26 protein-coding genes and 1 riboswitch are annotated in these 23,653 nt (G+C 37.4%); of the genes, 16 read left to right on the plus strand and 10 right to left on the minus strand.

Annotated features, from left to right (window positions below):
* Positions 1 to 315: 315 nt before the first annotated feature.
* Entirely contained in the window at positions 316 to 897 is a 582-nt protein-coding gene (locus ACFFHF_RS13290) for a cell wall hydrolase (RefSeq protein WP_160546763.1), read from the plus strand.
* A gap of 25 nt (positions 898 to 922) precedes the next feature.
* Here ACFFHF_RS13290 and ACFFHF_RS13295 read toward each other — a convergent pair whose 3' ends face one another.
* Complete coding sequence (locus ACFFHF_RS13295) at positions 923 to 1,750, minus strand: STAS domain-containing protein (protein WP_160546762.1); 828 nt, start codon at positions 1,748 to 1,750, stop codon at positions 923 to 925.
* A gap of 202 nt (positions 1,751 to 1,952) precedes the next feature.
* Positions 1,953 to 2,040: riboswitch (cyclic di-GMP riboswitch) on the plus strand.
* A 121-nt stretch (positions 2,041 to 2,161) separates the two neighbouring features.
* On the opposite strand from ACFFHF_RS13295, the gene ACFFHF_RS13300 reads away from it, so the two are divergent.
* From ACFFHF_RS13300 to ACFFHF_RS13310, 3 genes are all read left to right on the plus strand, one after another.
* Positions 2,162 to 4,351, plus strand: a complete 2,190-nt coding sequence (locus ACFFHF_RS13300) for an EAL domain-containing protein (protein ID WP_160546761.1) — start codon at positions 2,162 to 2,164, stop codon at positions 4,349 to 4,351.
* 5 nt (positions 4,352 to 4,356) lie between these two features.
* Positions 4,357 to 5,226, plus strand: a complete 870-nt coding sequence (locus ACFFHF_RS13305) for an NAD(P)-binding domain-containing protein (RefSeq protein WP_160546760.1) — start codon at positions 4,357 to 4,359, stop codon at positions 5,224 to 5,226.
* 296 nt (positions 5,227 to 5,522) lie between these two features.
* Positions 5,523 to 6,119 carry a cell wall hydrolase gene (locus tag ACFFHF_RS13310; RefSeq protein ID WP_377058357.1) on the plus strand — a complete coding sequence of 199 codons (597 nt, stop codon included), beginning with the start codon at positions 5,523 to 5,525 and terminating at the stop codon, positions 6,117 to 6,119.
* A 146-nt stretch (positions 6,120 to 6,265) separates the two neighbouring features.
* Here ACFFHF_RS13310 and ACFFHF_RS13315 read toward each other — a convergent pair whose 3' ends face one another.
* The gene (locus ACFFHF_RS13315; protein WP_340903897.1) at positions 6,266 to 6,397 is read right to left on the minus strand and encodes a hypothetical protein; all 132 of its coding nucleotides are present in this window, start codon (positions 6,395 to 6,397) and stop codon (positions 6,266 to 6,268) included.
* 129 nt (positions 6,398 to 6,526) lie between these two features.
* Here ACFFHF_RS13315 and ACFFHF_RS13320 point away from each other — a divergent pair, with 129 nt between their 5' ends.
* From ACFFHF_RS13320 to ACFFHF_RS13330, 3 genes are all read left to right on the plus strand, one after another.
* Positions 6,527 to 6,655 carry a hypothetical protein gene (locus ACFFHF_RS13320; protein ID WP_340903895.1) on the plus strand — a complete coding sequence of 43 codons (129 nt, stop codon included), beginning with the start codon at positions 6,527 to 6,529 and terminating at the stop codon, positions 6,653 to 6,655.
* 111 nt (positions 6,656 to 6,766) lie between these two features.
* The gene (locus ACFFHF_RS13325) at positions 6,767 to 7,375 is read left to right on the plus strand and encodes a LysE family transporter (protein ID WP_160546758.1); all 609 of its coding nucleotides are present in this window, start codon (positions 6,767 to 6,769) and stop codon (positions 7,373 to 7,375) included.
* A gap of 128 nt (positions 7,376 to 7,503) precedes the next feature.
* A complete protein-coding gene (locus tag ACFFHF_RS13330; protein ID WP_377058363.1) occupies positions 7,504 to 7,755 on the plus strand; it encodes a CBO0543 family protein in 252 nt (83 codons plus the stop codon).
* A gap of 76 nt (positions 7,756 to 7,831) precedes the next feature.
* On the opposite strand, the gene ACFFHF_RS13335 is transcribed toward ACFFHF_RS13330, so the two are convergent.
* Entirely contained in the window at positions 7,832 to 8,308 is a 477-nt protein-coding gene (locus ACFFHF_RS13335) for a CBO0543 family protein (RefSeq protein WP_377058358.1), read from the minus strand.
* Between the two features lie 24 nt (positions 8,309 to 8,332).
* A complete protein-coding gene (locus ACFFHF_RS13340; protein WP_160546756.1) occupies positions 8,333 to 8,959 on the minus strand; it encodes a DUF2238 domain-containing protein in 627 nt (208 codons plus the stop codon).
* Positions 8,960 to 9,163: 204 nt separating this feature from the next.
* Between ACFFHF_RS13340 and ACFFHF_RS13345 the strand changes: the two genes are divergently transcribed.
* The 3 genes from ACFFHF_RS13345 to ACFFHF_RS13355 all read left to right on the plus strand — a co-directional run bounded on the left by ACFFHF_RS13345 (position 9,164) and on the right by ACFFHF_RS13355 (position 13,176).
* The gene (locus ACFFHF_RS13345) at positions 9,164 to 11,509 is read left to right on the plus strand and encodes an EAL domain-containing protein (protein WP_160546755.1); all 2,346 of its coding nucleotides are present in this window, start codon (positions 9,164 to 9,166) and stop codon (positions 11,507 to 11,509) included.
* A 132-nt stretch (positions 11,510 to 11,641) separates the two neighbouring features.
* Positions 11,642 to 12,787, plus strand: a complete 1,146-nt coding sequence (locus tag ACFFHF_RS13350; protein ID WP_377058359.1) for a PstS family phosphate ABC transporter substrate-binding protein — start codon at positions 11,642 to 11,644, stop codon at positions 12,785 to 12,787.
* Positions 12,788 to 12,849: 62 nt separating this feature from the next.
* Positions 12,850 to 13,176, plus strand: a complete 327-nt coding sequence (locus ACFFHF_RS13355; RefSeq protein WP_377058364.1) for a YnfA family protein — start codon at positions 12,850 to 12,852, stop codon at positions 13,174 to 13,176.
* Positions 13,177 to 13,229: 53 nt separating this feature from the next.
* Here the strand turns inward: ACFFHF_RS13355 and ACFFHF_RS13360 are convergent, their stop codons facing one another.
* Positions 13,230 to 13,667: a GNAT family N-acetyltransferase gene (locus ACFFHF_RS13360; protein WP_377058360.1), complete on the minus strand. Its 438-nt coding sequence runs from the start codon at positions 13,665 to 13,667 to the stop codon at positions 13,230 to 13,232.
* A gap of 52 nt (positions 13,668 to 13,719) precedes the next feature.
* On the minus strand, positions 13,720 to 14,925 hold the full coding sequence (locus ACFFHF_RS13365; RefSeq protein WP_160546751.1) for an MFS transporter: 1,206 nt from the start codon (positions 14,923 to 14,925) through the stop codon (positions 13,720 to 13,722).
* A 109-nt stretch (positions 14,926 to 15,034) separates the two neighbouring features.
* Between ACFFHF_RS13365 and ACFFHF_RS13370 the strand changes: the two genes are divergently transcribed.
* The 3 genes from ACFFHF_RS13370 (at position 15,035) to ACFFHF_RS13380 (ending at position 17,365) form a co-directional block, all read left to right on the plus strand.
* On the plus strand, positions 15,035 to 15,529 hold the full coding sequence (locus ACFFHF_RS13370; RefSeq protein ID WP_377058361.1) for a PDC sensor domain-containing protein: 495 nt from the start codon (positions 15,035 to 15,037) through the stop codon (positions 15,527 to 15,529).
* A gap of 26 nt (positions 15,530 to 15,555) precedes the next feature.
* Entirely contained in the window at positions 15,556 to 16,998 is a 1,443-nt protein-coding gene (locus ACFFHF_RS13375) for a methyl-accepting chemotaxis protein (RefSeq protein ID WP_377058362.1), read from the plus strand.
* Positions 16,999 to 17,116: 118 nt separating this feature from the next.
* On the plus strand, positions 17,117 to 17,365 hold the full coding sequence (locus ACFFHF_RS13380) for a Parvovirus coat protein VP1-like protein (RefSeq protein WP_340903891.1): 249 nt from the start codon (positions 17,117 to 17,119) through the stop codon (positions 17,363 to 17,365).
* 43 nt (positions 17,366 to 17,408) lie between these two features.
* Here the strand turns inward: ACFFHF_RS13380 and ACFFHF_RS13385 are convergent, their stop codons facing one another.
* Positions 17,409 to 17,918, minus strand: a complete 510-nt coding sequence (locus tag ACFFHF_RS13385; protein WP_160546749.1) for a DoxX family protein — start codon at positions 17,916 to 17,918, stop codon at positions 17,409 to 17,411.
* A gap of 261 nt (positions 17,919 to 18,179) precedes the next feature.
* Between ACFFHF_RS13385 and ACFFHF_RS13390 the strand changes: the two genes are divergently transcribed.
* Positions 18,180 to 18,353 carry a hypothetical protein gene (locus ACFFHF_RS13390; protein WP_160546748.1) on the plus strand — a complete coding sequence of 58 codons (174 nt, stop codon included), beginning with the start codon at positions 18,180 to 18,182 and terminating at the stop codon, positions 18,351 to 18,353.
* 55 nt (positions 18,354 to 18,408) lie between these two features.
* Here ACFFHF_RS13390 and ACFFHF_RS13395 read toward each other — a convergent pair whose 3' ends face one another.
* The 3 genes from ACFFHF_RS13395 to pdxR all read right to left on the minus strand — a co-directional run bounded on the left by ACFFHF_RS13395 (position 18,409) and on the right by pdxR (position 22,437).
* Positions 18,409 to 19,779, minus strand: coding sequence for an aldehyde dehydrogenase family protein (locus ACFFHF_RS13395; RefSeq protein ID WP_160546747.1), 1,371 nt, complete (start codon positions 19,777 to 19,779; stop codon positions 18,409 to 18,411).
* Positions 19,780 to 19,794: 15 nt separating this feature from the next.
* A complete protein-coding gene (locus ACFFHF_RS13400) occupies positions 19,795 to 20,994 on the minus strand; it encodes an iron-containing alcohol dehydrogenase (RefSeq protein ID WP_160546746.1) in 1,200 nt (399 codons plus the stop codon).
* A 63-nt stretch (positions 20,995 to 21,057) separates the two neighbouring features.
* A complete protein-coding gene (gene pdxR, locus ACFFHF_RS13405) occupies positions 21,058 to 22,437 on the minus strand; it encodes a MocR-like pyridoxine biosynthesis transcription factor PdxR (RefSeq protein ID WP_160546745.1) in 1,380 nt (459 codons plus the stop codon).
* 105 nt (positions 22,438 to 22,542) lie between these two features.
* On the opposite strand from pdxR, the gene ACFFHF_RS13410 reads away from it, so the two are divergent.
* Together ACFFHF_RS13410 and ACFFHF_RS13415 are read left to right on the plus strand one after the other, a co-directional pair.
* Positions 22,543 to 22,983, plus strand: coding sequence for a GNAT family N-acetyltransferase (locus ACFFHF_RS13410; RefSeq protein ID WP_160546744.1), 441 nt, complete (start codon positions 22,543 to 22,545; stop codon positions 22,981 to 22,983).
* 168 nt (positions 22,984 to 23,151) lie between these two features.
* Complete coding sequence (locus ACFFHF_RS13415) at positions 23,152 to 23,448, plus strand: DUF3817 domain-containing protein (RefSeq protein ID WP_160546743.1); 297 nt, start codon at positions 23,152 to 23,154, stop codon at positions 23,446 to 23,448.
* Positions 23,449 to 23,653: the final 205 nt, after the last annotated feature.

Below are 23,653 nucleotides of genomic sequence, written 5' to 3' on the forward strand. Positions count from 1 at the left end.
TAGTGGATTTGGACGGGTTACCACCTGACTTATCCATTATAAAGGACTTTTTCTTTGCACAAAATAATAAAATTGAACATTTTAAGTATTTCCAATAGTCAAATTAAATTAACGCAACACTAGTGATGTAATATACAAAAAAGCAATCATTATTTTCTTAAGTAAACCTGGTAATTACACCCATCATATTAGTGGATAAAGCCCGGTCTATCAATATATTGTGTCAATAAAATTTATTTGTCCAATAATTGGAACATGCACGGGTATATTACATCTGGTAACCTTCTTGGTATCGACAACAAGGAGGTATTTTTTATGAAAAACATTCTAAAAAAACTACTTGTTCTCTCTACTCTATCGTTCACATTGGTTGGGTTCGAAACTACTTCGAGCGCAGCTGAACAAACTCTTTCAGTGAAAAGTGGAGAAACATCTTGGAAAGTAGTAAGCAAAACGGATAACTCTGCTCTAGAATTAATAAAAGAGAATCATGATAAATTTCCAACATTATATGAAAAGGAAATTGATGTTACAGATCAGGAAAAGGAATTGATGGCCCGACTCGTAAGCGCGGAAGCAAAAGGAGAGCCGTACGAAGGGAAAGTGGCTGTGGCAGAAGTTATTATTAACCGAGTAGAGCATGAAGAATTCCCTGACACAGTAAAAGAAGTTGTATATGAGCAGGTATCTGGTACGTATGCATTTTCTCCTGTTCAAAATGGAGAGATTAACAAGCCAGCGGATGTGGAATCAGTGGAAGCGGTAGAAGAGGCTCTAGTTGACAAAGAGAATGATTCAGAGGCTATATATTTTTATAATCCGGAAATCGCAACGGACACATGGATTTTATCAAGACAAGTGATAGAAACAATTGGAAACCATCGATTTGCGATTTAAAAACCAGGGAAAAACCCTGGTTTTTCTATTGAATAATGTATTGCTTTAATGCTTGTTGTAAAGTTCCTAATGTTTTTGTCTTCATAAAGAAGGAGGAAATATCTAAATGAATCATCTTTTTAACCACTTCGGCACGTAAACCAGTAATAATCGAATGGCAACCCATCATGGAAGTACCATCGATGATTTTCATGAGATGATCGATCACGTCGGGTTCCATATTGCCAATTCCTGATAAATCAATAATTAACGTTTGAATTCGTAGTCTTCCAATTTCTGTGAGAACCTTTTCTTCAAGTATGGCCGTTCGGAAGGAGTCTACGGTCCCAATTAAAGGCAAAATACATACAGAAGAAGTGATTGGAATAATAGGTACTGATAGATTTTCAACTAGTTGTCTTTGTGCAACAATTAGGGCATCTTTGTAATTTGAATAACTGATAAAGAAAGTATTCAAAAACTGGTCGACACGGTTATTAATTTGTAGCTCGAGATGAAAGAAGTCATCCAAATCATATTTGTTGGAAAGATTGTTAAACGATTGAATAAATCTCCAAAGTGTACGCCTTATCGCTTGAACCCACTCCAGTTTGAAGGATAATTCAATTGAATGGGTTGCCCAGACAATTCCCTCCTGCTTGGCAAAAGCTTTCAGTGCATCTTCATTACCATCAATAATGTCAATGACCAGCTTTTGAGCATTCGAGACTAAGTTGATATTACCGATCCTTAGTATTTCATCGATCCGATCTTTTACATTTACAGCCTCTAGAAGAAGTGAGTTCTTAAATTTATCTTTATTTTCTTCAATAAAGTATTTTAAGTCAAAAGAAGCTTGATATGTAAGTTCCATAAGATGTTCCCCCTTTTACATTTCCCCAAGAACTGATACCCGTAAAATGTATTTGATAAACATGTTTTTACAATAAATATTAATTATATATTTAATGAGGAAAAAGAACGATTTTTTAATTAAAAAAAACAGTGACTTTTATCATAGTTATCGACTATTTTCGACAAATCTTCTATAATATGTTTGCTAAAATATAAAATAAAATTGAAAAAGGCAAACTCATTGAAAGGTGGGGACGCAAAGCTACAGGTCTAAGGTTCAAAAGGAACTAGGATGGCTGAGTTGCCAAGGGAATAATCGGAAGACCTATATCCCTTTTGGTATAGGTCTTTTCTGTATTTCTTTAAATTTATTGGCCATACACCTTTAACATTACAATAGAAATATAACAGAAGAGAAGAAGGTCATGTCATGAGCAACCAAAAATTCGATTTATTGGAGAAAGTGTTTCATACAAGTAATGATTACTTAATTGTAAAAGATGTTAATGGAAGATGGATCGAAGCAAATAAAAAGACCCTGCAATTATTTGATATTGAGGAAGGGGCATATAAGGGAAAAACGGATGAACAACTTGCACAGAAATACAAAAAGTTTGAGAACTATGGTCCTATTTGTGTTCATTCAGACAATCAAGCGTGGGTAAGTAAAACAGAATTTCAATTAAAAGAATCGTTTCGTATGGATGGGAATGACTATACATTTCATGTTAGAAAGATTCCACTTTATGATGAGAACGGTTATGCAGATAGTTTAGTCGTAGTAGGTAGAAATATTACGGAGCAAGAAAAATACCAAGCCATTAGTGATAAACAGTATAAAGCCTTACAAATGATTGCGTCAGGTGAACCATTAATTGATGTTTTTCGAAATATTGTGAATGCTGTGGAGGTACTATCTAGTAACAGTATTTGCTCGATAATGTTTTATGAAGAGAGTGAGAATTGGTTACGTAACGGATATTCACATAGCTTTCCAGATGGATTTTTAAAGAAAATCGACCGGTTTCCAGTTGGTTTGAACTATGCATCTTGTGGACATGCTGCTTTCACGAAAGAGATAGCAATTGTCTCGGATATTGAAACTGACCCATCTTGGTCTAATTGGAAAACGATCCCTTTGAGCTATCAATTGCATTCTTGTTGGTCGATTCCCATTCTGTCGTCAAAAGGAGAATTATTCGGTACATTTGCGATCTATCATCCTGAAGTAAGAAAACCAAAGTCGTATGAAATCGAATTACTTAAAGTATTTAGTTATTTAACTGGATTAGCGATTGAAAGGGATAATCAGGTAAAAGAAATCCAATACTTGGCATCTCATGACACATTAACAAATCTCCCGAATATCCGATTTTTAAAGGATGTTATTGATCGTTTAATTAGTAGACAAGATGAGTTTGCGATTTTGTTTATTGATTTAGACCGATTTAAGCCTATTAATGATACCTTCGGACACGCGGTAGGAGATCAGGTGTTAAGTGAAGTAGCAAGGCGGATAAACTCAAATATCCCGAAGAAAGGGATCGTCACCCGTATGGGTGGTGATGAATTTGTCATCCTTTTAAGAAAAATGAAAATTGAGAAACAACCAAAAGCAGTGGCAGAAAAAATATTACAAGAAATAAAAGAACCGATAATAATAAATGACAGAGAGTTTTACGTATCAGCTAGTATTGGGATCAGTATGTACCCATTTCATGGTCATACAGGGGACATATTAATTAGAAATGCAGATGTTGCGATGTATAGTGTAAAAGGCGAGGATGGACAATCCATCCAAATGTTCAATGATTCCCTCACGAAGCACGGTACAGAATTATTTATGTTACAAGGAGAACTTCGTGAAGCAATCAAGCAAGAGCAATTTTTTATACAATATCAACCGAAAATTCAATTGGCAACAGGTAAATTTACTGGTCTAGAAGCACTCATCAGATGGAAGCATCCACTGAAGGGGAACATCAGTCCTGACACATTTATCCCATTAGCAGAGGAAAGTGGATTTATTGATGCGTTAGGAGAATGGGTTCTCCGGGAAGTATGTTTACAGGTAAAGAAGTGGAGGGAGACAAACCTAGCACATTTACCTGTTGCAGTAAATGTGTCTGTGAGACAATTTGTTTTAAATGATATCCCCAGTTTAGTGGAAGATATTCTAGCAGAATATGATCTACCATCCGAATCAATTGAGATTGAAATTACAGAAAGTGTGTTAAGTAAGCATGAATATTTAATTCAAAATGCAGTTAGCAAGCTTCAAGAAATTGGAGTGAAAGTGTCAATTGATGATTTTGGGACAGGATATGCTTCAATGACGTATTTAAAACAATTTCGTGCAAATAAAATCAAAATTGATCGTTCTTTTATCAGCTCTCTTCCACATGATGTAAATGAAGCAGCCATCGTTTCTGCGGTTATTACATTAGCGCGTGATTTACATATGGATGTTATTGCAGAGGGCATTGAGACGAAGGAACAACTCGACTTTTTATTAGAAAAAGGCTGTTCTGAAGGCCAAGGGTACTATTTCAGTCGTCCGGTATCTTCAAATGAAATCGAGGAACTATTTGAAAGAGTAAATAAATTTAAAAGGGAGTGAAAACTTTGAAAGTTGGATTGATCGGCTTAGGAAATATGGGTTTACCGATGGCTGAAAATCTTTTGAAAAATGGCTATGAATTAGTAGTATACAATCGGACGAAAAGTAAATGCCATGACCTAACCACAAAAGGAGCCATTATAGCTAACACTCCTGCTGAAGCAGCAAGACAAACGAATATCGTACTTACTATTCTTTCTGACGATACAGCATTGGAGAACGTTGTGTTTGGTGAGGAAGGAATACTTGCGGGGTTACAACCAGGAGGCATTCATGTGTCTATCAGTACCATCAGTGTGTACTTGGCAAAAAAACTAACGGTTGACCATGAAAATGCCAGTCAACATTTTATTTCTTCCACCGTTTTAGGTCGTCCTGAGGCAGCGGCAGCAGCTGCTTTACGCTTTATAGTTGCAGGTCCAGAAGAGGCAAGGAAGAAAGTAAAACCCATCCTTCAATCGTTAGGGCAAGATGTTTTTATTGTTGGTGAACAAGGGTATTTATCAAATGTGGCTAAACTAGGAAACAACTTCTTACTTGTTTCCATGCTAGAGTCCTTATCAGAGATCTTGGTTATGGTAGAGAAACATGGAGTTGAACCAAAGCAGTTTTTAGAAATTATTAATTCTCTGTTTGCATCTCCAGTTTATAATACTTATGGAAAAATGATGACAAATGAACAGTTTGATCCTGCTGGCTTTAAGCTAAAGCTAGGATTAAAGGATGTGAACCTAATGATTGATGCAGCGAATGAGGTATCCACCCTGTTGCCAATTGCTAATCTCGCGCAATCTCACTACAGTTATGCGATCGAAAAAGGCTGGGGAGATTTAGATTGGTCAGCGATCATGAAGGTACTAAAGGAGATCAATTAAGTAGAGTCAATAGGCTCTACTTTTAATTTGTGGAGGAAAATAAGAGTCGGGGTTAGGCAAAATTTTGACCAAAAAGCTTGTCATCATTTAGAAATATACCTGTAATATCCCTCGAATCAAGAAAAAAATGAAGAGACATTGCTGGAAATTTGATCCTTTTCAAAGCTTATGAACCGTTGATGCTATTGCTATTGGGAAAATTAACTAATTGAAGGGAAATTTTGGTTCATGAAACGGTATGTTACATCTGGTAATCTACTAGTTGTTCGAGAAAACAGCAATTGGAGGTACAAACTATGAAAATGGTAAAAAAATTACTAGTGATCTCAACTCTATCATTTACATTGGTTGGATTCGGATCAGCAGCAGGTGCTGCAACTCAATCACATGTAGTACAAAAAGGAGATACGTTCTGGAATATCGGGTCAAAGTATGGTGTATCTGTACTAAATTTAATGAAGCAAAATAACAAAACGACATCACTATTATATCCAGGTGAAAAGCTAGTGATTCCTGCAACTAATTTGTCAGCAGCTGATAAGGATTTATTAGCGAGACTAGTAAGTGCGGAAGCTAAAGGGGAGTCTTACGCAGGGAAAGTAGCTGTTGCGACAGTGATTTTAAATCGTCTGAATCACCCAGATTTTCCTAATACAGTAAGTGAAGTCATTTATCAAATCGACCAAGGTTATTATGCATTTACACCTGTTAAAAATGGAACTATTAACCAGGCAGCAGATGAAGAATCAAAGCGTGCAGTTGACGAGGCGCTAGCGTTCCAAGGGCAAGGACAAGGTTCATTATACTTTTACAATCCACAAACAGCCGCAAGCGACTGGGTGTTCTCTCGTGAAACCACGATTACAATTGGAAACCATAGATTTGCGAAATAAATAATAGCAAGAGGGAATGTCCCTCTTGCATACATAACATTTCTACCCATAAATAGCCATTTGATCTCATCATTCGCTGTATTATGTAAAAGATAACGTATTGTGTTCAAATAAATAAGGCAGGAACTAATTCCTGCCTTATGGTGTTACTTTTGTTTTTTCTGTTGGGCCTTCATTTTATTACTTGTTAACTCAGCTGCGTATTCCTCTTGTGACATTCCTCGTTTTGCGCTTTCAGACTCAATCTTTCTAGTCTTGTTATCATTACGATTTGGCATAGTAACACCTCCCTTTAAACAAAGATATTTTGTACAAAGTTTACACTTCTATTCAAAGGAGAATACGTATGAAAAAAATAAGTAAACTAAAACCGTATTGCCAAACAAAGATAAGGAAGGTGAGACAAGATGGCGAAAAATAAAAACAATCAATTTAAGAATAATAAAAATGCTTTACCTAAAGCGGATGTAGAATTTTCGTCTGAAAATGGGTTAGAAAGAAAAGCGTTGAAGGCATTGAAGAAAGTAAATAAGTAAAAATGGAAAAGTCGAATTCCGTTATTTTAGGGAATTCGACTTTTCCAATTAGTAGAGACTCATCCAACTATTTCTTATAAACTATAAGAAATAGCATCAGGAGGAGTTTTCATGTTTGAAGCAATTATTCATGGGTTTATTTTAGCATTTGGATTAATCTTGCCTTTAGGAGTTCAAAATGTTTTTGTATTTAACCAAGGCGCGACACAAGCTCGATTTTTAGGGGCATTACCGGTGATTATTACTGCGGCTATTTGTGACACATTACTTATTTCCCTAGCCGTCTTAGGAGTCTCGGTGGTGGTTCTTGACTATGATTGGTTAAGAATGCTTTTGCTTTTTGCAGGCATCCTCTTTCTCATTTATATGGGATTTGTTACTTGGAATAGTAAACCAGCTATGAATGAAGGGGAGAGTGGAATATCTTTTTCACCGAAAAAACAAGTTATTTTTGCTATGTCGGTATCGTTGCTCAACCCTCATGCCATTTTAGATACAATTGGAGTGATTGGAACTAGCTCCTTAGCCTATTTAGGTTTTGAGAAACTAGCATTTGCTATTACTTGCATACTGGTCTCATGGCTGTGGTTCCTTGGCTTAGGAATTGTCGGAAGAATGTCGGGTAGGCTTGATCAATCTGGTCGCTTCTTATTGATCTTAAATAAAATCTCAGCAATTGTCATGTGGGGGACAGCTATTTATATTGGTGTTACCCTATGAGTTTCAAAAAAAGGTCTAAAACCATTGGGATAGAGGTCCATGCTTTTTTGTTTGCCTGCATACTTCATCTATGAATAGATGGAAGAATTGGAGGGAACATACAAACAAAATCATTCAACCATCCATATATATTTCCCGCGTATTTACTTTATCGAGATGCTATCATTCCTCTACTCGTACTCATTTTCGTGAATGGTTTTTATACAACCAAAGGATTGCGAATTAGGGCAATTTATTTCTTTATATGCTTCATCTGTTTACATGCTATGGAAGTACTTTTACTACAGTATAAAATAATCGAATATCTCAAATGGAAATGGTTGTTTTCAGCTATCACAAATGTTGGATACCTGATGATGGGATTATTCATAGTTCATTGATAAAATGAAATAAAAGTCAATCTTCTTTAAGGGAAGATTGGCTTTTATACTGAAGAAGTTTATTTCATAAAAGTCTTTATTGAGTCTTAGATAAACTTCTAATCATACCCATAAGCGCTCGTACAATAAGAAAACTAAAGGCGATCGACAGAAAACTATAATAGGAGTTCCACGATTTTTTATAGTTTATCAATTTTGTCTTCCTTTCAAGAAAGTGTTCAGCTATGGCAGAGGGAACACTAAAATAAAGACATTTTTTTACTATGTCAAATACGCTAGAGGTTTTAGTGATTTGGTTAAAATACACACATGAGATCGGGAACAGTAAATAACTAAATAATACACTGATATCAAAGCCGCTGATTAGATTCACAGGATATTTTAAGAACCCTTTTCTTACAAGTAAGTTATCAATAAAGGTAGCGAAGTAACTTTTCAGAAAAAATACTAGCAACCAATCTTTAATAGGTGGTTTCCTTAATAAGTTAATGAACAACCCAAGACTGATAATAAATAAAGCTTTCAAAATATTCATTTCTAATTTATTCCTCATAATATCCTCCTTACTTGAAATAGTTTATCCATCGGACTTTTTCCTCAAGTATTTATTATGTACGCTAGTAAGAAGAATCAAAGCAATGATTGAGCCTGCAAGGGTAAGCGACATATCCCACTGTGAATCCCATATATCACCTTGAGTGCCTAAAAAATCCTTCGATGCTTTTCCGCCATGTGTAATGATCGACACAAGCCATTCAATGATCTCATATAAAGCCGAAATAGCAAGGGCTACACTTAAGGAAAGGGAAGCTAACCATTTTCCTTTTGATAGTGATGATTTTCGGATTAAGATTTCTCTTATAACGATGATCAAAAGTCCTTTTAAGAAATGACCGAACCGATCATAGTGATTTCTTTCGAAATGAAAATCATCTTTAATCCAATTAAAAAGGGGGACTTCAGAGTAGGTATAGTGCCCTCCGATAAAAGTGAAAATGGACAGAATAGCAATGATGAAGTAGGAAAGGGTTGTGAGTTGAAATTTTTTATAAATAGCAATCACAACAAGCAGTCCAATAACCGCAGGGAGTACCTCCAATGTCCATATTCGATAACCAACAGGTTTAATAGCCGACCAAATAAAAACAGCAACTACAATTAGTAGCAGGAGCAAATGAATTTTTATGCCAGCCTTTTTACTCAATATTTTCACCTCCACTTATAGTATTGACAATCGATAGTAGGTAAATGCAGTCAAGTAGTTCGTTCGAAGGATACACTCCATCTGCAGGTTTCTTTAATGGAATATCAAAATGGTTGTTATTAAAAAGTGGCAAAGCATTTACAGAAGAGCTGCTAAGCTCTTGACTGACCTTGCCAAATCTTTAATGAAGTAGATGGAAGCTGGATGGACCTGTATAAGGTTTATCCAGTTTTTTGCATTATTAATGAGTTAATACAAATAATAGGAAAAATACGTTTCGGATTTGTGAAGGGAAATGGTGTTCGCATGTGGAAGGATTGGGGCGTAGCAAAGAAAGCAGCATTACACTTTGTCATTTTTTATATCACCATTAGCTGCTTGTGGGTTTTATTATCCGATTATATTTTCACAAGAAACCTAAATAATTTTCCTGAATGGATGAATACGTCAAAAGGCATGTTTTTTATCATATTAAGTGGGTTTGTCTTCTATAATTTATTAAAAAAAATGATCAAAGATATTATTAAAGATGAGCGTTATTACAGACTAATTGTAGAAAATGCTTCTGATTTAATTTTGGTGATTGATCAGCATGGAAAAATGGAGTACATTTCTCCATCGCTTCTATCGATTGTTGGCTATCACCCACAGGATTACATTGGAAAAACGGTAAAAGAAATATTCAGCCAAGAAGAGATAACAAAATTAAGGTACAGCTATATACTAAAAGATCAAAATGTACCAATAAAATTTAGAATAAAGAATAAAAGTGGGAGAACCATTCTTCTCGAAGGTAAAGGGGTGTCCATCGCTGACGAAAAGGATTCAGGCCGGTATGTCGTTATTGTTCAAGATATTACGGAACGTGACAGAGCCGAAAGAGATCTATTAGAAAGTGAAGAGAGATATCGGAAGCTAGTCGAATATTCACCTGAAACAACTTTGATACATAAAAATAGAAAAATCATTTACGTGAACCAAGCTGGCGTAAGGTTAATAGGGGCTCATCATTCTAAGGAAGTCATGGGAAGAGATGTGCTAGATTTTATCTATCCAGAGGACCTAAACCAGGCTATTGAAAAGATGAAGCAAGTCAAAAAGGGGATATCTGAAATTAGTGAATATCGTATCCTAAGGTTAGATGGTACAGTCATTTATACGGATATGATGGCGTTTTTAACGACCTATGAGGGAGAAGAAGCTACTCAAGTCATAGTCAGAGATATTTCAAAACGGAAAAAAGCAGAAGAACAAGTTCAGTTATTAGCATATTACGATTCATTAACCGGCATGGCAAATCGCAATCTTTTGTATGAGCATTTAAACGAAACAGTAACAAGAAGCGAAAAGATAGGACAATCCTTTGCTGTCATGTTTTTGGATTTAGATCGGTTTAAGATGATCAATGATACGTATGGACATAGTTTTGGGGATTTATTATTACAGAAGGTAGCTACGAGACTAAAGAACTCTATAGGTGAGGAAGGAAGTATCTTTCGTTATGGAGGGGACGAGTTTATTATTGTCCTAAAAACTGGTAAACGGTCTAGAGTGTCTGAGATAGCGGAAAAAATCATTTTTACGTTAGCTTCCCCATTTGTAATCAATGACCGACAAATGTTCATTTCAACAAGTATAGGAATAAGTGTCTACCCAAAAGATGGAGATAATGTAGAAGCGATTATCCAAAATTCAGATATTGCCATGTACAATGCAAAGGAAAATGGAAAGAATAATTACCAATATTACACTTCTTCTCTAAATCTTAGTAATCAAAGGCGAATGGAATTAGAAACTGGGCTACGGAATGCTATTAACAATAACGAGTTGAGCCTTCATTATCAACCTCAGGTAAACCTTGTATCCAATCAAATCATTGGATTAGAAGCATTGGTCCGTTGGCAACACCCTAAATATGGTTTTATCTCTCCAGCAGAATTTATCCCACTTGCCGAAGAGACAGGCCTCATTTTCTCGATTGGAAAGTGGGTATTAAAAACGGCTTGTACACAGTGTAAGCAATGGATTGATTTCGGTTTACCGATTGAGAGTGTATCAGTTAATGTGTCTCCCTTACAATTTCGAGAGAAAAACTTTGTTTCATCCGTCAATCAGATACTAGAGGAGTCGGACCTACCTCCGAGATATCTTGAACTAGAAATTACCGAAAGTGTAACTAGCAATGTGAATCAAGCACTGAGCATTATGAAAGAAATTAAAGAACTCGGGGTAAGATTTGCTATTGATGACTTTGGTACGGGGTATTCTTCTCTTAACTACTTAAGACATTTTCCCATTCATAAGTTAAAAATTGATAAATCTTTCATTGATGAAATCAATCAGCATAAGGATGGAGAAGAGATTGTAAAAACAATCATTGAATTGGGCAATCGGTTACGTTTTCAGGTCATTGCTGAAGGAGTAGAAGACGAACAGCAACTTTCCTTCTTAAAAGAAAATAACTGCTATTTAGCGCAAGGGTATTTCTTTAGTAAGCCACTTCCGGCAGAGGAGATTGAAGTTCTTTTAAGAAAGAAAATAGTGGAGTAAAATACCTTCCAAAAGCTTTTAGATGGAAGGTATTTAATTTGTTTATAAAATTTTCCAAATTCTCTTTCCTTCAATTGGAAATATAGTTATAATTAGTGTAAAAATACACTATTTGTTTAACAGGAGGGAATTATGAGGTTATTTGGAGCGATTGTAGTTGTTTTCGTTTTTGGGTTTATTGGATTCTATGGAACTATCATTCTAACAATCTCAAGATCGTCCGAGTTTTATCCTATTTTTACCCCTATTGTGGCACTTGGTTTAATGATTATTTCAATCTTAGGTATTTATGACCAATTGAAGAAAAAGGTAGTAAAACGACTCTCAATCGGATTTCTGGCTCTGGCTGTATGTGTGGTGGGTGGCTTTGAAGCTTATCAATCTTATTTAAAAAGTCTGGAAGTGGTAAGTACGCAAGATGTGGATTTATCTCAATATCTCCCGTTTGTTGAAAACTCAAAGGTGGTAACGTTAGATGAGGCTTCTACGTTTAACATTGAAGAAAATCCTCCAACTCTAGATGGAGCCACGGCTCTTTATCCGGTATATGCAGGATTTGTTCAAGCTGTTTACCCGGAAAAAGAATATTCATTAGATGAAAGTGAAGTGGTTTCGACTCAAACGAGTTTTGCGTTTGAGCGTTTAGTAAAAGGTGAGGTTGATATGGTTTTTATGGCACACCCGTCTGAGGAACAAATGAAGAATGCTAGACTCCAAGGAGTGGAACTAACTTTAACCCCGATTGGAAGAGAAGCCTTTGTGTTTTTTGTTCACAAAAACAATCCAGTGGAGGAGCTAACGGTTGAGCAAATTCAAGGGATCTATTCAGGAGAAATTACCAACTGGAAGGAAGTAGGAGGAAAGGACGAAGAAATCCGTGCCTTCCAACGACCAGAAGGAAGTGGCAGTCAATCAGCACTAATCAATTTTATGGGAGATATCCCCATTATGGATCCGCCATCAAAGGATATCGTTTCCGGAATGGGAGGCATCATTCGGGAAACGAGTAATTATCAAAACCGTCGAAATGCTATCGGTTACTCGTTCAGACATTTTTCAGAGGAGATGGTGCAGAATGGAAAAATAAAGAATATTTCCGTAAATGGGGTACTTCCTACAAAAGAAAATATCCAGAGCGAGACGTATCCAATTGTCGCCAATTTCTTCGCTATTACAGGGAACAGTCAAAACCCTCATCTTGATGAATTTCTCCAATGGATACAATCAGAGCAGGGGCAGGAAATTGTTGAGCGAACAGGTTATGTTCCGTTGAAGTGATTTCTGACTGTGGTAATATTATGTAATGAAAATTCATTAAAACAAAACAGGAAGTGGTTTCAATTATCAGTGCATTCATATTGTTTTTATGTGCAGGAATAGCTGAAATAGGTGGTGGCTACTTAATTTGGCTTTGGCTACGAGAGGGCAAACCGGTGTATTGGGGAATAGCTGGTGGAATCGCATTAGCTCTATATGGTGTGATTGCAGCATTTCAATCTTTTCCTTCCTTTGGTAGAGTATATGCAGCCTATGGTGGAGTGTTCGTTGTGCTTTCTGTCCTATGGGGATGGGGAGTGGATAAGAAAACACCTGATTTATATGATTGGGTAGGAGCTGCAATCTGTGTATTAGGGGCTGCCATTATCCTTTTTGCCCCACGTCAATAAAAAGGCGTATTGCTTAGAACGTAGCAATACGCTTTTTTTCTTATTGAAAGTAATTATTTCGTTAATTCTTTTTTCATTAAAACATGAGGAATGTTTGCGTCCATAAAAACATCTGAGGCGGTGTGATAGCCCAGCTTTTTATAAAAGCCTTCTGCTTGGGTTTGGCCGTGCAATTTTGCATGTGTCATGCCTTTTTCAAGAGCGATTTCTTCCAGTGTTGAAATGATCAATTTTCCAAGTCCATATTTTCGGTACTCTTCCAATATACATATTCTTTCTAATTTGCCAAAGTGGTCGACAAATCTTACACGTCCCGTACCTACGGCATCTTCCTGATAATATACTAAAATATGTTCGCAATCTGCACCTAATGTATCAAACTGATCAAATTCTTCCTCAAGTGGCACATCTTGTTCATCAACAAAAACCTTCTCTCTAATGGAAAAAGCTTTTTGTAAGTCTTCTTGATGGGTAATTCTTTTTGAAAACATGTTCTCATTCCTTTTGTCTGGTAGTGGTTGTTGACTCTAATATAACAAAAAATTAATTACTTGTCGTAGCAGTAACCTGCACTGAATGGGTCATTTTTATAAAGAAGGAAAGAAAAAAGCCAACCAGTAAAATACAGCCTAACACGCTAAAGGACAACACGTAAACTCCCATTTCAATTAAGTTCAATGCCAATAGAGGTCCAGTACTAGCGCCAACAAATAATATAAAGGCATTGAATGAAACCGCACTGCCTCTAGCATGGCCGGCTAGTTGGCTAACAATGCTGATTACAATTGGATTGGCTGTGGCAATTCCTAAAACAAAAATGATACTTGCAAAAATAATGAACGGGAGGGATGGGCTTACACCTATTCCAAATAATCCGGCAGCAGCAAGAGCTAATCCTGTTTTTAGGGTCAGAGTGGTTCCTAATTTTTGTGCGAGTCTCCCGGCAAATAGTGATAATAGCATTCCTATGATTCCAGCAGAACGAACGAATAAGATTTCATTTTCCGTTAAACCGAACTGATTGGACAGATAGCTTCCCAGAATGGTATACATACCTACTAATGATAACAATAGGGAGAAAGTAATACAAAAGGCCAGTAGAAGCTGTGTTTGTTTTCCTAATAAGGTCATCTTTTTGAAAGCTTCAAGCATATGGACATGAGGTCTGGTCATTTCATCCTTTGGCAAAAAGAAAATAATTAGAATAAGAGTAAGGAAATAAAGAGTTCCCAGCAAGAAAAATATAGCCTGCCAGCCCCAAAGTTCATTCACTAATCCACTATACACTTGCCCCACCACTCCAGCCATTAAAAGACCCGAACTGACAAATCCAACAGCTGTTAACCTTTTTTCGGGTGGAAACATTTCACCTGCATACACCAAAGAGATAGGAGCAAAAGCAGCAGAAATCAGTCCTTGTAACCCTCTTAATATGAGTAGTATGTAAAAATTGTCTATAAAACCTATGGCAAAGGTGATGAAGGTTAAAAGACTAATACTGGTCACTAAAAACACTTTTCGACCATAACGATCAGAAAATGGACCATAAAGTAAACATCCTACGGCATAACAAATCGAATAAGAACTAGCGAGCCAAGCCACCTGGGTTATGTTTTTGTGAAAAATATCAGACAATACCGTGGCTAAAGGGATGGTCACGTACATGCAAGATAATACGACTAACCCACACCAGAATAAGATGCTGGTCATTAAAGGATAGTTATATAGTGGTTTATTTGGTTGTGTCATTTCATAACCTCCCGTTCACAATTTTGATAAAAATTAAACTAATCATTGTAGAAGTTAAACCGATATACATAGTGACATTATTAAAATTGATCATCTTGGAGGGTTTAACTTGTTGAAAAAATTTGTCTCACTCAAAATTAGAACGAAACTAATATTGTTTTCGTTAGGTATTCTTTTATTACCATCAATCATTATTGGTACGCTTGCATATTCTAGTGCCAAGCAGGAAATTGAAAAACAAATGATGTCTACTTCCTTAGAGAGTATTATGTTACTAGACTCATTTATTACAAGTACGGTCAGCCTTAAAGTACATGATGCAGAAACGTTTGCCAAAACGGTCACATCTGACTTAGTTAAGGGTGAGGATAGCCCAGAATTACGTGTTAAATTAGAACAATATACGAATCTTCATCCTGAAACCGTTAGTATCTATTTAGGAACAACAGACGGATTGATGATTCAAAATCCAAGAAAAGAACTTGCGGCAGATTATGACCCTAGACAACGTCCGTGGTATCAAGAAGCGATGGCGAATAAAGGACAAGTCATCATCACAGATCCGTATGAAGCTTCTTCAGGTGGAATAAAGTCATTACTGTAGCAAGAACAACGGATGACGGCAGTGGCGTGATCGGAATTAACTTAATGATAGGCAATATTACACAGTCGGCCAGTAAAATCAAAATTGGAAATGAAGGCTATGTGATTCTTTTAGGTAGAGAAAAGAATATGATTTACCACCCAACGGTAGAAGCTGGAACCTTAGCAGAAGAAGATCATTATCAGCTTATGTACAAGGATAACAAGGGAGAATTTGACTATCAATTAGATTCTCAAGATAAAAAAATGAGTTTTACAACAAATGAACTTACAGGTTGGAAAATCGGTGGCACGATGTATACCAGTGAAATTAGTGATAGTGCCTCTCCAATTTTTAACAAGACATTAATCACCGTAATGATCTCGCTAATAATCGGTGCGGTCGTAACCTTTTTCATCATCCGTTCCATTGTACAACCTATTCGTCGTCTAGTTGGAAGCACATTAGCCATTAGCGAAGGGGACCTAACACACGAGATTGAAGTTAAAGGCAAGGATGAGATTGCAGAGTTGGCTGCATCGTTTAAAAATATGACTGACAATCTAAAAGAAATCATTACACAGGTGGATATGAATACAGAGCAAGTAGCGGCTGCCGCTGAAGAATTAACAGCATCATCTGATGAAACAACCATCGCTACCAAACAGGTGGCAAACTCGATCCAACAGGTTGCAAGTGGTGCTGAAAGTCAAACCATTGGAATTGATAAAACAGTAAGTACGATGAATGAAATTACTCATGGCATGGAAACCATGACGAACAATTTCGTTCAAGTAAATTCCCTTACACAACAAGCAGTAAAACACGCTGAAGAAGGCGGAGAGTCGGTTCAACATACGGTAGCACAAATGAACGAGATTCATAGGCAAGTAGAAAGTTCAGATGTGATTATTAAATCACTTTACGACCGTTCAAAGCAAGTAAATGAGATTATCGGTGTGATTAGTGACATTTCTAATCAAACGAACCTTTTGGCTTTAAATGCTGCGATCGAAGCGGCAAGAGCTGGGGAGCAAGGAAAAGGGTTTGCCGTAGTGGCTGATGAAGTTCGTAAACTTGCTGACCAATCTCAAAGCTCAGCTAGCCAAATAGCTAAACTCATTCAAGCGATCCAAGAGGATACAGAGAGATCCGTAGAAGCCATGCAGCTTGCAACAAAAAGTGTGCAAGACGGAATACTTGTATCCAATAAAACGATTGAGAAGTTTGACGAGATTTTAAATGGAGTAAGAGTCATGGCACCTCGAATAGAGGAAGTATCACAAATAGCAGAACAAATTACAGCAGAAATTAAAAATGTAACTGACACATCTTATGAAATTGCTAAGGAAAACGCATCCTCTTCAGAAAATGTGGCCGCGTCAACGGAGGAACAACTAGCATCTCTTGAAGAAGTCGCTTTGTCAGCCAAATCCTTATCAGAAATGGCCGAAAACCTTCAGGAGCTCGTTAGAAAGTTTAAGATCTAATAATTAGCAGGAGTCCTAAAAAAATTTTAGGGCTCCTTTTTCTGTTGGACAACTCTCCATACAAAAGAAGGGGGTGATACATAAACTGTGAGTAATATGAAATGAAGGAGGGGATGAGGTGCCTTGTTACCCGGGTTATCGTTATTGTGGTCCTGGTTGTAGTGGACCAGGACGTCCCGTCAATCAATTAGACGCACTTTGTATGAAGCATGACGCCTGTCTTCGTCGCTATGGGTCACATAGAATGTGTGACGAAATATTTATGCAGCGAATGATACCTATTAGGAATCAACGGAACAAAATGGGAAGAGATGCCGCTATCATGAGTGGTTTTATGAATTTAAAACGAATGTTTTCAGCTCATTGAGGAAATAAGAAAATCCCTTACGAATGTGTAAGGGATTTTCTTATTATGCTTCTTGATGAAGTGGATTCGTCTTTTTGTTGAATGCTTTGCGAATGATTGGTAGTACATAATAATCTAAACCAAATCTTCCTGCGTTGTAACCAGCTACGATCAAAATGACGCCCATTAAAATATCTGTTGGGTTATGAGATACAGTTCCAGCAAGTACGAATGCGAAGTTCATTAGGACTCCGAAAAAGGCAGCTGCCGTAGTGAAGCATCCAAGGATTAAACCTAAACCAACTAAGAATTCTCCCCAAGGTACTAAGAAGTTGAATAATTCAATATTTGGTAATGCGACGCCTTCAAGGAAAGATACATACCAACCGTATACAACACCATCTGGACCTGCTACCGGATTAGCGATAGCGCCTTTTAAAAATCCTGCAGCATCAAAGCCACCGCCAGTTATTTTCCCCCAGCCAGCTGTCATCCAAGCAAACCCGAGATATACACGTAAAACTGTCAATAGACTAGCTACAATCTTGTTTTCTCTTAATAATTGATTAAACATAAATGATTCCTTCTTTCGAAAAAATGTTTTTGTGTTTCTATATTCATAATATACACCGTTGATATATAGAAAAACATAGGTTTGTGATGTTGTTCACAAAGTGTTAAAAGCTTAATGAATAAAATGTGAACACGACAGTTTTGCAGTCATCTGGGATTAAATCAATTATTTAGTAGATTTTATGTTATAAAATGTTTAACAATTAGTATAAAGGGTATAGATACAAGAAATCTCATTTTATCAACTAGGAGGGGAAGTTCTTTGGAAGGAACAAGGGTCGTACATAGAAATCAAGAGTACATAGTTATGCACGATTACAAGAACGGAATGGTAGAGATACGCAATAGAAATTATAAGTTTGATATCCGATTGGTTTCTATTCATGAGCTACTTTTTTCTAGTGGACAACAAGAAGAGTACGGCCAAACGGGTTGATCATGTGATTTCGGGAAGCCTTTACGTTTAACTATCGTAAAGGCTTTTTTCCTTTTTATTTCAGAAACCATTTTAATTTTTTCAATCCATCTTTCACATTTGGATAGCGAAAGGGTAAATCAAATTTTGTTGTTTGTTTTAGTACACTTTTACGATGAGAAAACGTGTCAAAGCTTCCTTTTCCATGATACGCACCGATTCCGCTTGAGCCCACCCCGCCAAAAGGCAGATAAGGAGAGGCGAGATGATAGACGGTATCATTGATACAGCCACCTCCGAAAGAAATCTGATGTAATACCTCTTGTTGTATGCTCTCATTCTCAGAGAAAAGATAAAGCGCTAAAGGATTCGGATGTTTATGTATCCCATCAATAACATCTGAAAGCTCGCGATACGGAAGGACAGGTAGAATCGGACCAAATATTTCATCCTGCATAATGGGATCTTTCCATGTAATCTCTGTCAAAACAGTCGGTTCAATCGTTAGCGTTTCCTCATTTGACCCTCCACCCATGAACATGTCTCCATTATTCAAAAAGGTGAGCAATCGGTCAAAATGTCGCTTGCTCACGATACGTGTGTATTCCGGATTTTCGATTGCTTTTGCGCCATACAGCTCATGAGTTGCCAACTGAAAATCCTGTAAAAACTCATCTCTTATGCTCTCATGAACATACAGGTAATCGGGTGCCACACAGGTTTGACCGGCATTAATAAATTTCCCCCAGGCAATTCGTTTGGCAGCAAGCTTCACATTCGCATCGTGATGGACGATACAAGGGCTTTTTCCGCCTAATTCGAGTGTAACAGGTGTAAGATTTTTAGCTGCTGCCTCCATAATGACTTTTCCAACAGGAACGCTTCCGGTAAAGAAAATGTAGTCAACATCCTCTGCAAGTAGAGCTTGACTTGCTTCGACTCCGCCTTCCACTACGGTAATATATTCTTCTGGAAAAAGGTCAGTAATCATCTTTCTTAGTAATTCAGAGGTTTTGGGTGTTAACTCCGAAGGTTTTAAAATCGCACAGTTCCCGGCAGCGATTGCTCCAATTAGCGGTGCAATCGCCAGTTGAAACGGATAATTCCATGGTGCAATAATGAGAACGACACCGTATGGATCTGAGTAAATATAGCTTGTCGATCCAATATGGCTAACAGGGGTTTTTACTTTTTCTGGCTTCACCCAGTCGTTAATATGCTTCAGAGTGAAACGAATTTCCTCGAGAACGACTCCAATTTCGGTAGCATATGCTTCAAATTCTGCTTTATTTAAATCCTCTTTCAGGGTGTGAAATAGAGATTGTTCATTTTTACGAATGGCCTCCCGAAGTTTTTCTAATGCCTGAATTCGATAGGACAATTCCTTTGTTGCTCCTGAACGGAAAAACGCTTTTTGTTTTAAAATGAGTGAATCGTAGTTCTCCATATGTGCAACTCCTAATTATTCCTTTATCATTTCATATAAACTAAATAAATCGTGTTTGTCTAATATTTTTGGAACCGGATATAGAGGATTGGCTTCACGAAACGCACGGTCAACCATAATCGGAAGGTCCCGATTTTGTAGACAATCGAATGTATTTGGGATATTCATGTCCCGATTCAGTTTTTTAATTTCTTCAATAAATTTTTGGGCTTTAAGAGAGTCCGTTTCGTCTGCTGAGGTAATGCCAATCAAATCGGCTAGCTCTGCTAACGGTTGATGGACGCTCTCTCCATAATACTCTAGCACATAAGGGAGAATAATGGCATTCGCTAGGCCATGGGGAACCGAGTAAAATCCACCTAATGTATGGGCGATTGCGTGAACATAGCCAACATACGCACGAGTGAATGCAATCCCAGCCAAATACGACGCCTTTTGCATGTTTTTTCGAGCCTCGATATTTGATCCATTCGAAAATGCCTCATAAAGATTTTCAAAGATTAATTGAACCGCTTCTTTGCTGCATTGAAGGGTTTCTTCTGTATTGCTTCTGCCAATGTATGCTTCCACGGCATGGGTGAGGGCATCCATTCCCGTCGTCGAGGTGATAGGAGGAGGAAGCTTCATGGTAAGCATCGGATCCAGAACGGCTAGATCCGGGATCAATACATGGTCATTAATCGCATACTTTTCGAGTGTTTCACTGTTCGAAATGACCGCAGCTACTGTCGCTTCACTCCCTGTTCCAGCAGTTGTTGGTACCGCAATGAGTGGAGGAGTTGGCTTTCTTACCTTTAGCTGTCCTTTCATTTCAGGTATCGTTTTACTAGGACGCGCAATTCGTGCAGCGACTCCTTTTGCGCAGTCAATGGGTGAGCCGCCTCCAAAACCGATAATTCCATGGCATTGATAGTCTTTATATAATTGTAAAGCTTCTTCAATATTATTGATCGTTGGATTTGGTACGGTTTCGTCATAAATAACATAGTCAATTTCTTTTCCTTCTAACCCAGCCAGTAAACGATCAAGCAAACCAATGGATGTAATCCCTTTATCGGTCACAATTAAAACGCTCCCAATTCCTTTCAGTTTCAAGAGAGGGGGAAGCTTGATCAGGCTGTTTTCTCCTTCTAATAGCTCAGGCTTTCTCCAATCAAAAAAGGGAGCAGCGGTTTTATAGGCGAACTGATACATTCGACAATAGAGGTTGTACATCGCAATTTCCTCATTTCTAAAAAGGTTTACTATTATTAAATGAGGAAATATTTGGAGAAATTCCTAAAACCTCCAAGCTTGTTTCAGCAATTGTACACCTAATTGGATTTGTTCGATTGATAGATTACTAAAACCAAGCTTAAGTATGGTTCCCTGTTCGTTTGTTACATAGTAAATGGATGTTGGGTACACTTTCACACCGTGTGAAAGTGCTTGTTGAATCAGTTTGTCCTCTTTTGTTGCTCCTCGAATCCTGATTAGTATATATAATCCTGATTGGGAACCGATGATTTCGATCGCCTCTCCGAATGCTTCCTGCAGGCAGGTGACTAGATTGTGCATCTTCCGTTTGTAAGTGGTGCGCATTTTCCGAATATGTGAATCCCAATATCCATGTTCCATGAAGCGTGCCATCGTTCGCTGATGAATGCTCGAGGTACCTTGCTCCAGACCGGAGAACTGTTCTACATATGGTTTGATTAGAATGGAGGGCAATACCATGTAGCTTAAACGGATCGAAGGGATAAATGCTTTTGAAAAAGTACCAAGGTAAATCACACGCGCACCAGCCTGTAACGATAATAAGGCCGGTATCGGCCGCTGTTTGTAACGAAATTCGCTATCGTAGTCATCTTCTATAATAAATCCATCCTGTGTTTCCGCCCATTTTAGTAATTGCTGCCGTTCAGGAACAGGCATGGTGACACCGGTAGGAAACTGATGGGACGGAGTGATGTATACAAGCTTGGAGTCCGTCATTTCAAGCTGTTCAAGTGAAAGTCCTTTTGCACCTACTTCTATGGGATCTAAGTGATACCCATGTAGTTGAAAGACTACCCGAGCTCCGTCATAGCCAGGATTTTCTACGGCAATGCTAGAAAAATCTTTTTTTAGAAAAAGGGACAAGTGCATCAGTAGTTGTTGCGTGCTGCTGCCGATGATGATTTGTTCCGGTGTGGTTTGAATTCCTCTTGATTGAAGTAAGTAGCTAGAAATTTGACTTCTCAGGAGGGGATCACCCTGCATTTCTCCGTAAGTATAAATCATGTCTTCCTTTAACACATCGTTACTACATCTTCGCCAAGCTTTTAACGGGAAAGCCTGTTGATCAACGGTTCCAGCACGAAAATTCACTTTTATTGATGCCTCGCTAGCGCGAAGGTTATTCTCTATGGAAATGGAGTGCTGTAAATCAATAGGCTCGAACGCTTCGACAAAGTACCCTTTTTTCTCTTCACTTCGTATATAACCCTCTGCCATTAATTGTTCATACGCAATAAGAGTGGTGTTTCTGCTCACATGTAAAATCATAGCTAACTGACGAATGGACGGAAGCTTTGTATCATTGGGGATCACTCCATCTTCAATAAGGGAGCGAATATTTTCATAAATTTGTTTATATTTAGGACTCTTATCGTTTAGTTGTAAGACTAACTCTTTCATTAAGAACTCCCATCTGACATATGTATTTGATAAAAACTGTTCCTTTTATTATGTCAGATTGATTGTAAGATAAAAATAGATTTATTGAAAGAAGGGAAGAGGAAGATGGATATTATGAAGGCCGATATAACTTTACTAGAGCTAATAACCCCATTATTCAATGCATACCGGATGTTTTACGAACAAACTAGCAATCTTGAAGGTGCAAGACAATTTATTCAAGAAAGAATAGCAAATCAAGAGTCAGTCATTTTTCTAGCAATGGAGGGAGAAACGGCTGTTGGATTCACGCAGCTTTATCCAACCTTTTCGTCTGTTGGTATGAAAAAAGGATACATCCTTAACGATTTGTATGTAGATACAAACTATAGAATGAAAGGCATCGGTAGAGCATTAATACAGGAAGTTTTTCAGTTTTGTGAAGAGAGAAATGCCCATTTTGTTCAATTAGAGACGGCAGCAGATAATGTTCAGGCTAAGACCTTATACGAAAAGATGGGGATGCAGTTATCAAATGAGTATGATTGTTATGTGAAAAGGTTCTAGAAATAGGGGAAGAGTGAACCAAAGCTTGGATTCAGGGCTTTGGTTTTTTAATTACTTTTTTACAGTGATAATTGTACAAACATGTTATTATATATCTATTAATGGTAAAAATGGCTATCATAGTCATTTGAGAAGCAATATGGATTAGAAGCCAGGAGGGAAAAAAGAATGCTTAACTCGCCAATCGCAAAATTTCGGTTCATGGGCCTCTTAGAGGGTGTATCTCTGCTCGTCTTGATATTTATTGCTATGCCCCTTAAATACTTCGCAGGGTTTCCGGAAGTAGTCACATTGGTTGGTTCGATTCACGGTATGCTATTTGTCATGTATGTGTTTATGATTGCGTATGTCACTTTTAAAATTAGGTGGTCTTTTGTATGGATCACATCGGCATTTGCTGTTGCGTTTATTCCTTTCGGTAATCTGGTCCTTGATGCTAAACTTCGTAAGTCACGTTACAGTTAATTTGTAATGAATTCCTTTGTATGCGGTTACTATAATTCTTTATAAAAATTGGCTACCAAACATTGGTAGCTTTTTTTAAAAGATAAGAAAGTATAAAAATTTGGGTCTACCACAGTCATTTAAGCTGTGGTATTTTCATTTTATGGAGACCAATATATTGAGAAGAATATTTTTTGATAAACACCAACATTGGGAAGCTTTCAAA

It is taken from the genome of Robertmurraya beringensis (genome assembly GCF_042433785.1).
Classification (GTDB): Bacteria; Bacillota; Bacilli; order Bacillales; family Cytobacillaceae; genus Robertmurraya_A; species Robertmurraya_A beringensis.

What these genes read in the sequence shown, in the direction of transcription:
- ACFFHF_RS13415 (WP_160546743.1), top strand. Translation starts at nt 23,152, where the DNA reads ATGCTTAACTCGCCAATCGCAAAATTTCGGTTCATGGGCCTCTTAGAG.
- ACFFHF_RS13400 (WP_160546746.1), bottom strand. Translation starts at nt 20,994, where the DNA reads ATGTACAACCTCTATTGTCGAATGTATCAGTTCGCCTATAAAACCGCT.
- ACFFHF_RS13295 (WP_160546762.1), bottom strand. Translation starts at nt 1,750, where the DNA reads ATGGAACTTACATATCAAGCTTCTTTTGACTTAAAATACTTTATTGAA.
- ACFFHF_RS13315 (WP_340903897.1), bottom strand. Translation starts at nt 6,397, where the DNA reads ATGCCAAATCGTAATGATAACAAGACTAGAAAGATTGAGTCTGAAAGC.
- ACFFHF_RS13310 (WP_377058357.1), top strand. Translation starts at nt 5,523, where the DNA reads ATGAAAATGGTAAAAAAATTACTAGTGATCTCAACTCTATCATTTACA.
- ACFFHF_RS13350 (WP_377058359.1), top strand. Translation starts at nt 11,642, where the DNA reads ATGAGGTTATTTGGAGCGATTGTAGTTGTTTTCGTTTTTGGGTTTATT.
- ACFFHF_RS13385 (WP_160546749.1), bottom strand. Translation starts at nt 17,918, where the DNA reads ATGTTTAATCAATTATTAAGAGAAAACAAGATTGTAGCTAGTCTATTG.
- pdxR (WP_160546745.1), bottom strand. Translation starts at nt 22,437, where the DNA reads ATGAAAGAGTTAGTCTTACAACTAAACGATAAGAGTCCTAAATATAAA.
- ACFFHF_RS13320 (WP_340903895.1), top strand. Translation starts at nt 6,527, where the DNA reads ATGGCGAAAAATAAAAACAATCAATTTAAGAATAATAAAAATGCTTTA.
- ACFFHF_RS13345 (WP_160546755.1), top strand. Translation starts at nt 9,164, where the DNA reads ATGGACCTGTATAAGGTTTATCCAGTTTTTTGCATTATTAATGAGTTA.
- ACFFHF_RS13300 (WP_160546761.1), top strand. Translation starts at nt 2,162, where the DNA reads ATGAGCAACCAAAAATTCGATTTATTGGAGAAAGTGTTTCATACAAGT.
- ACFFHF_RS13365 (WP_160546751.1), bottom strand. Translation starts at nt 14,925, where the DNA reads ATGACACAACCAAATAAACCACTATATAACTATCCTTTAATGACCAGC.
- ACFFHF_RS13335 (WP_377058358.1), bottom strand. Translation starts at nt 8,308, where the DNA reads ATGAGGAATAAATTAGAAATGAATATTTTGAAAGCTTTATTTATTATC.
- ACFFHF_RS13410 (WP_160546744.1), top strand. Translation starts at nt 22,543, where the DNA reads ATGGATATTATGAAGGCCGATATAACTTTACTAGAGCTAATAACCCCA.
- ACFFHF_RS13325 (WP_160546758.1), top strand. Translation starts at nt 6,767, where the DNA reads ATGTTTGAAGCAATTATTCATGGGTTTATTTTAGCATTTGGATTAATC.
- ACFFHF_RS13290 (WP_160546763.1), top strand. Translation starts at nt 316, where the DNA reads ATGAAAAACATTCTAAAAAAACTACTTGTTCTCTCTACTCTATCGTTC.
- ACFFHF_RS13395 (WP_160546747.1), bottom strand. Translation starts at nt 19,779, where the DNA reads ATGGAGAACTACGATTCACTCATTTTAAAACAAAAAGCGTTTTTCCGT.
- ACFFHF_RS13360 (WP_377058360.1), bottom strand. Translation starts at nt 13,667, where the DNA reads ATGTTTTCAAAAAGAATTACCCATCAAGAAGACTTACAAAAAGCTTTT.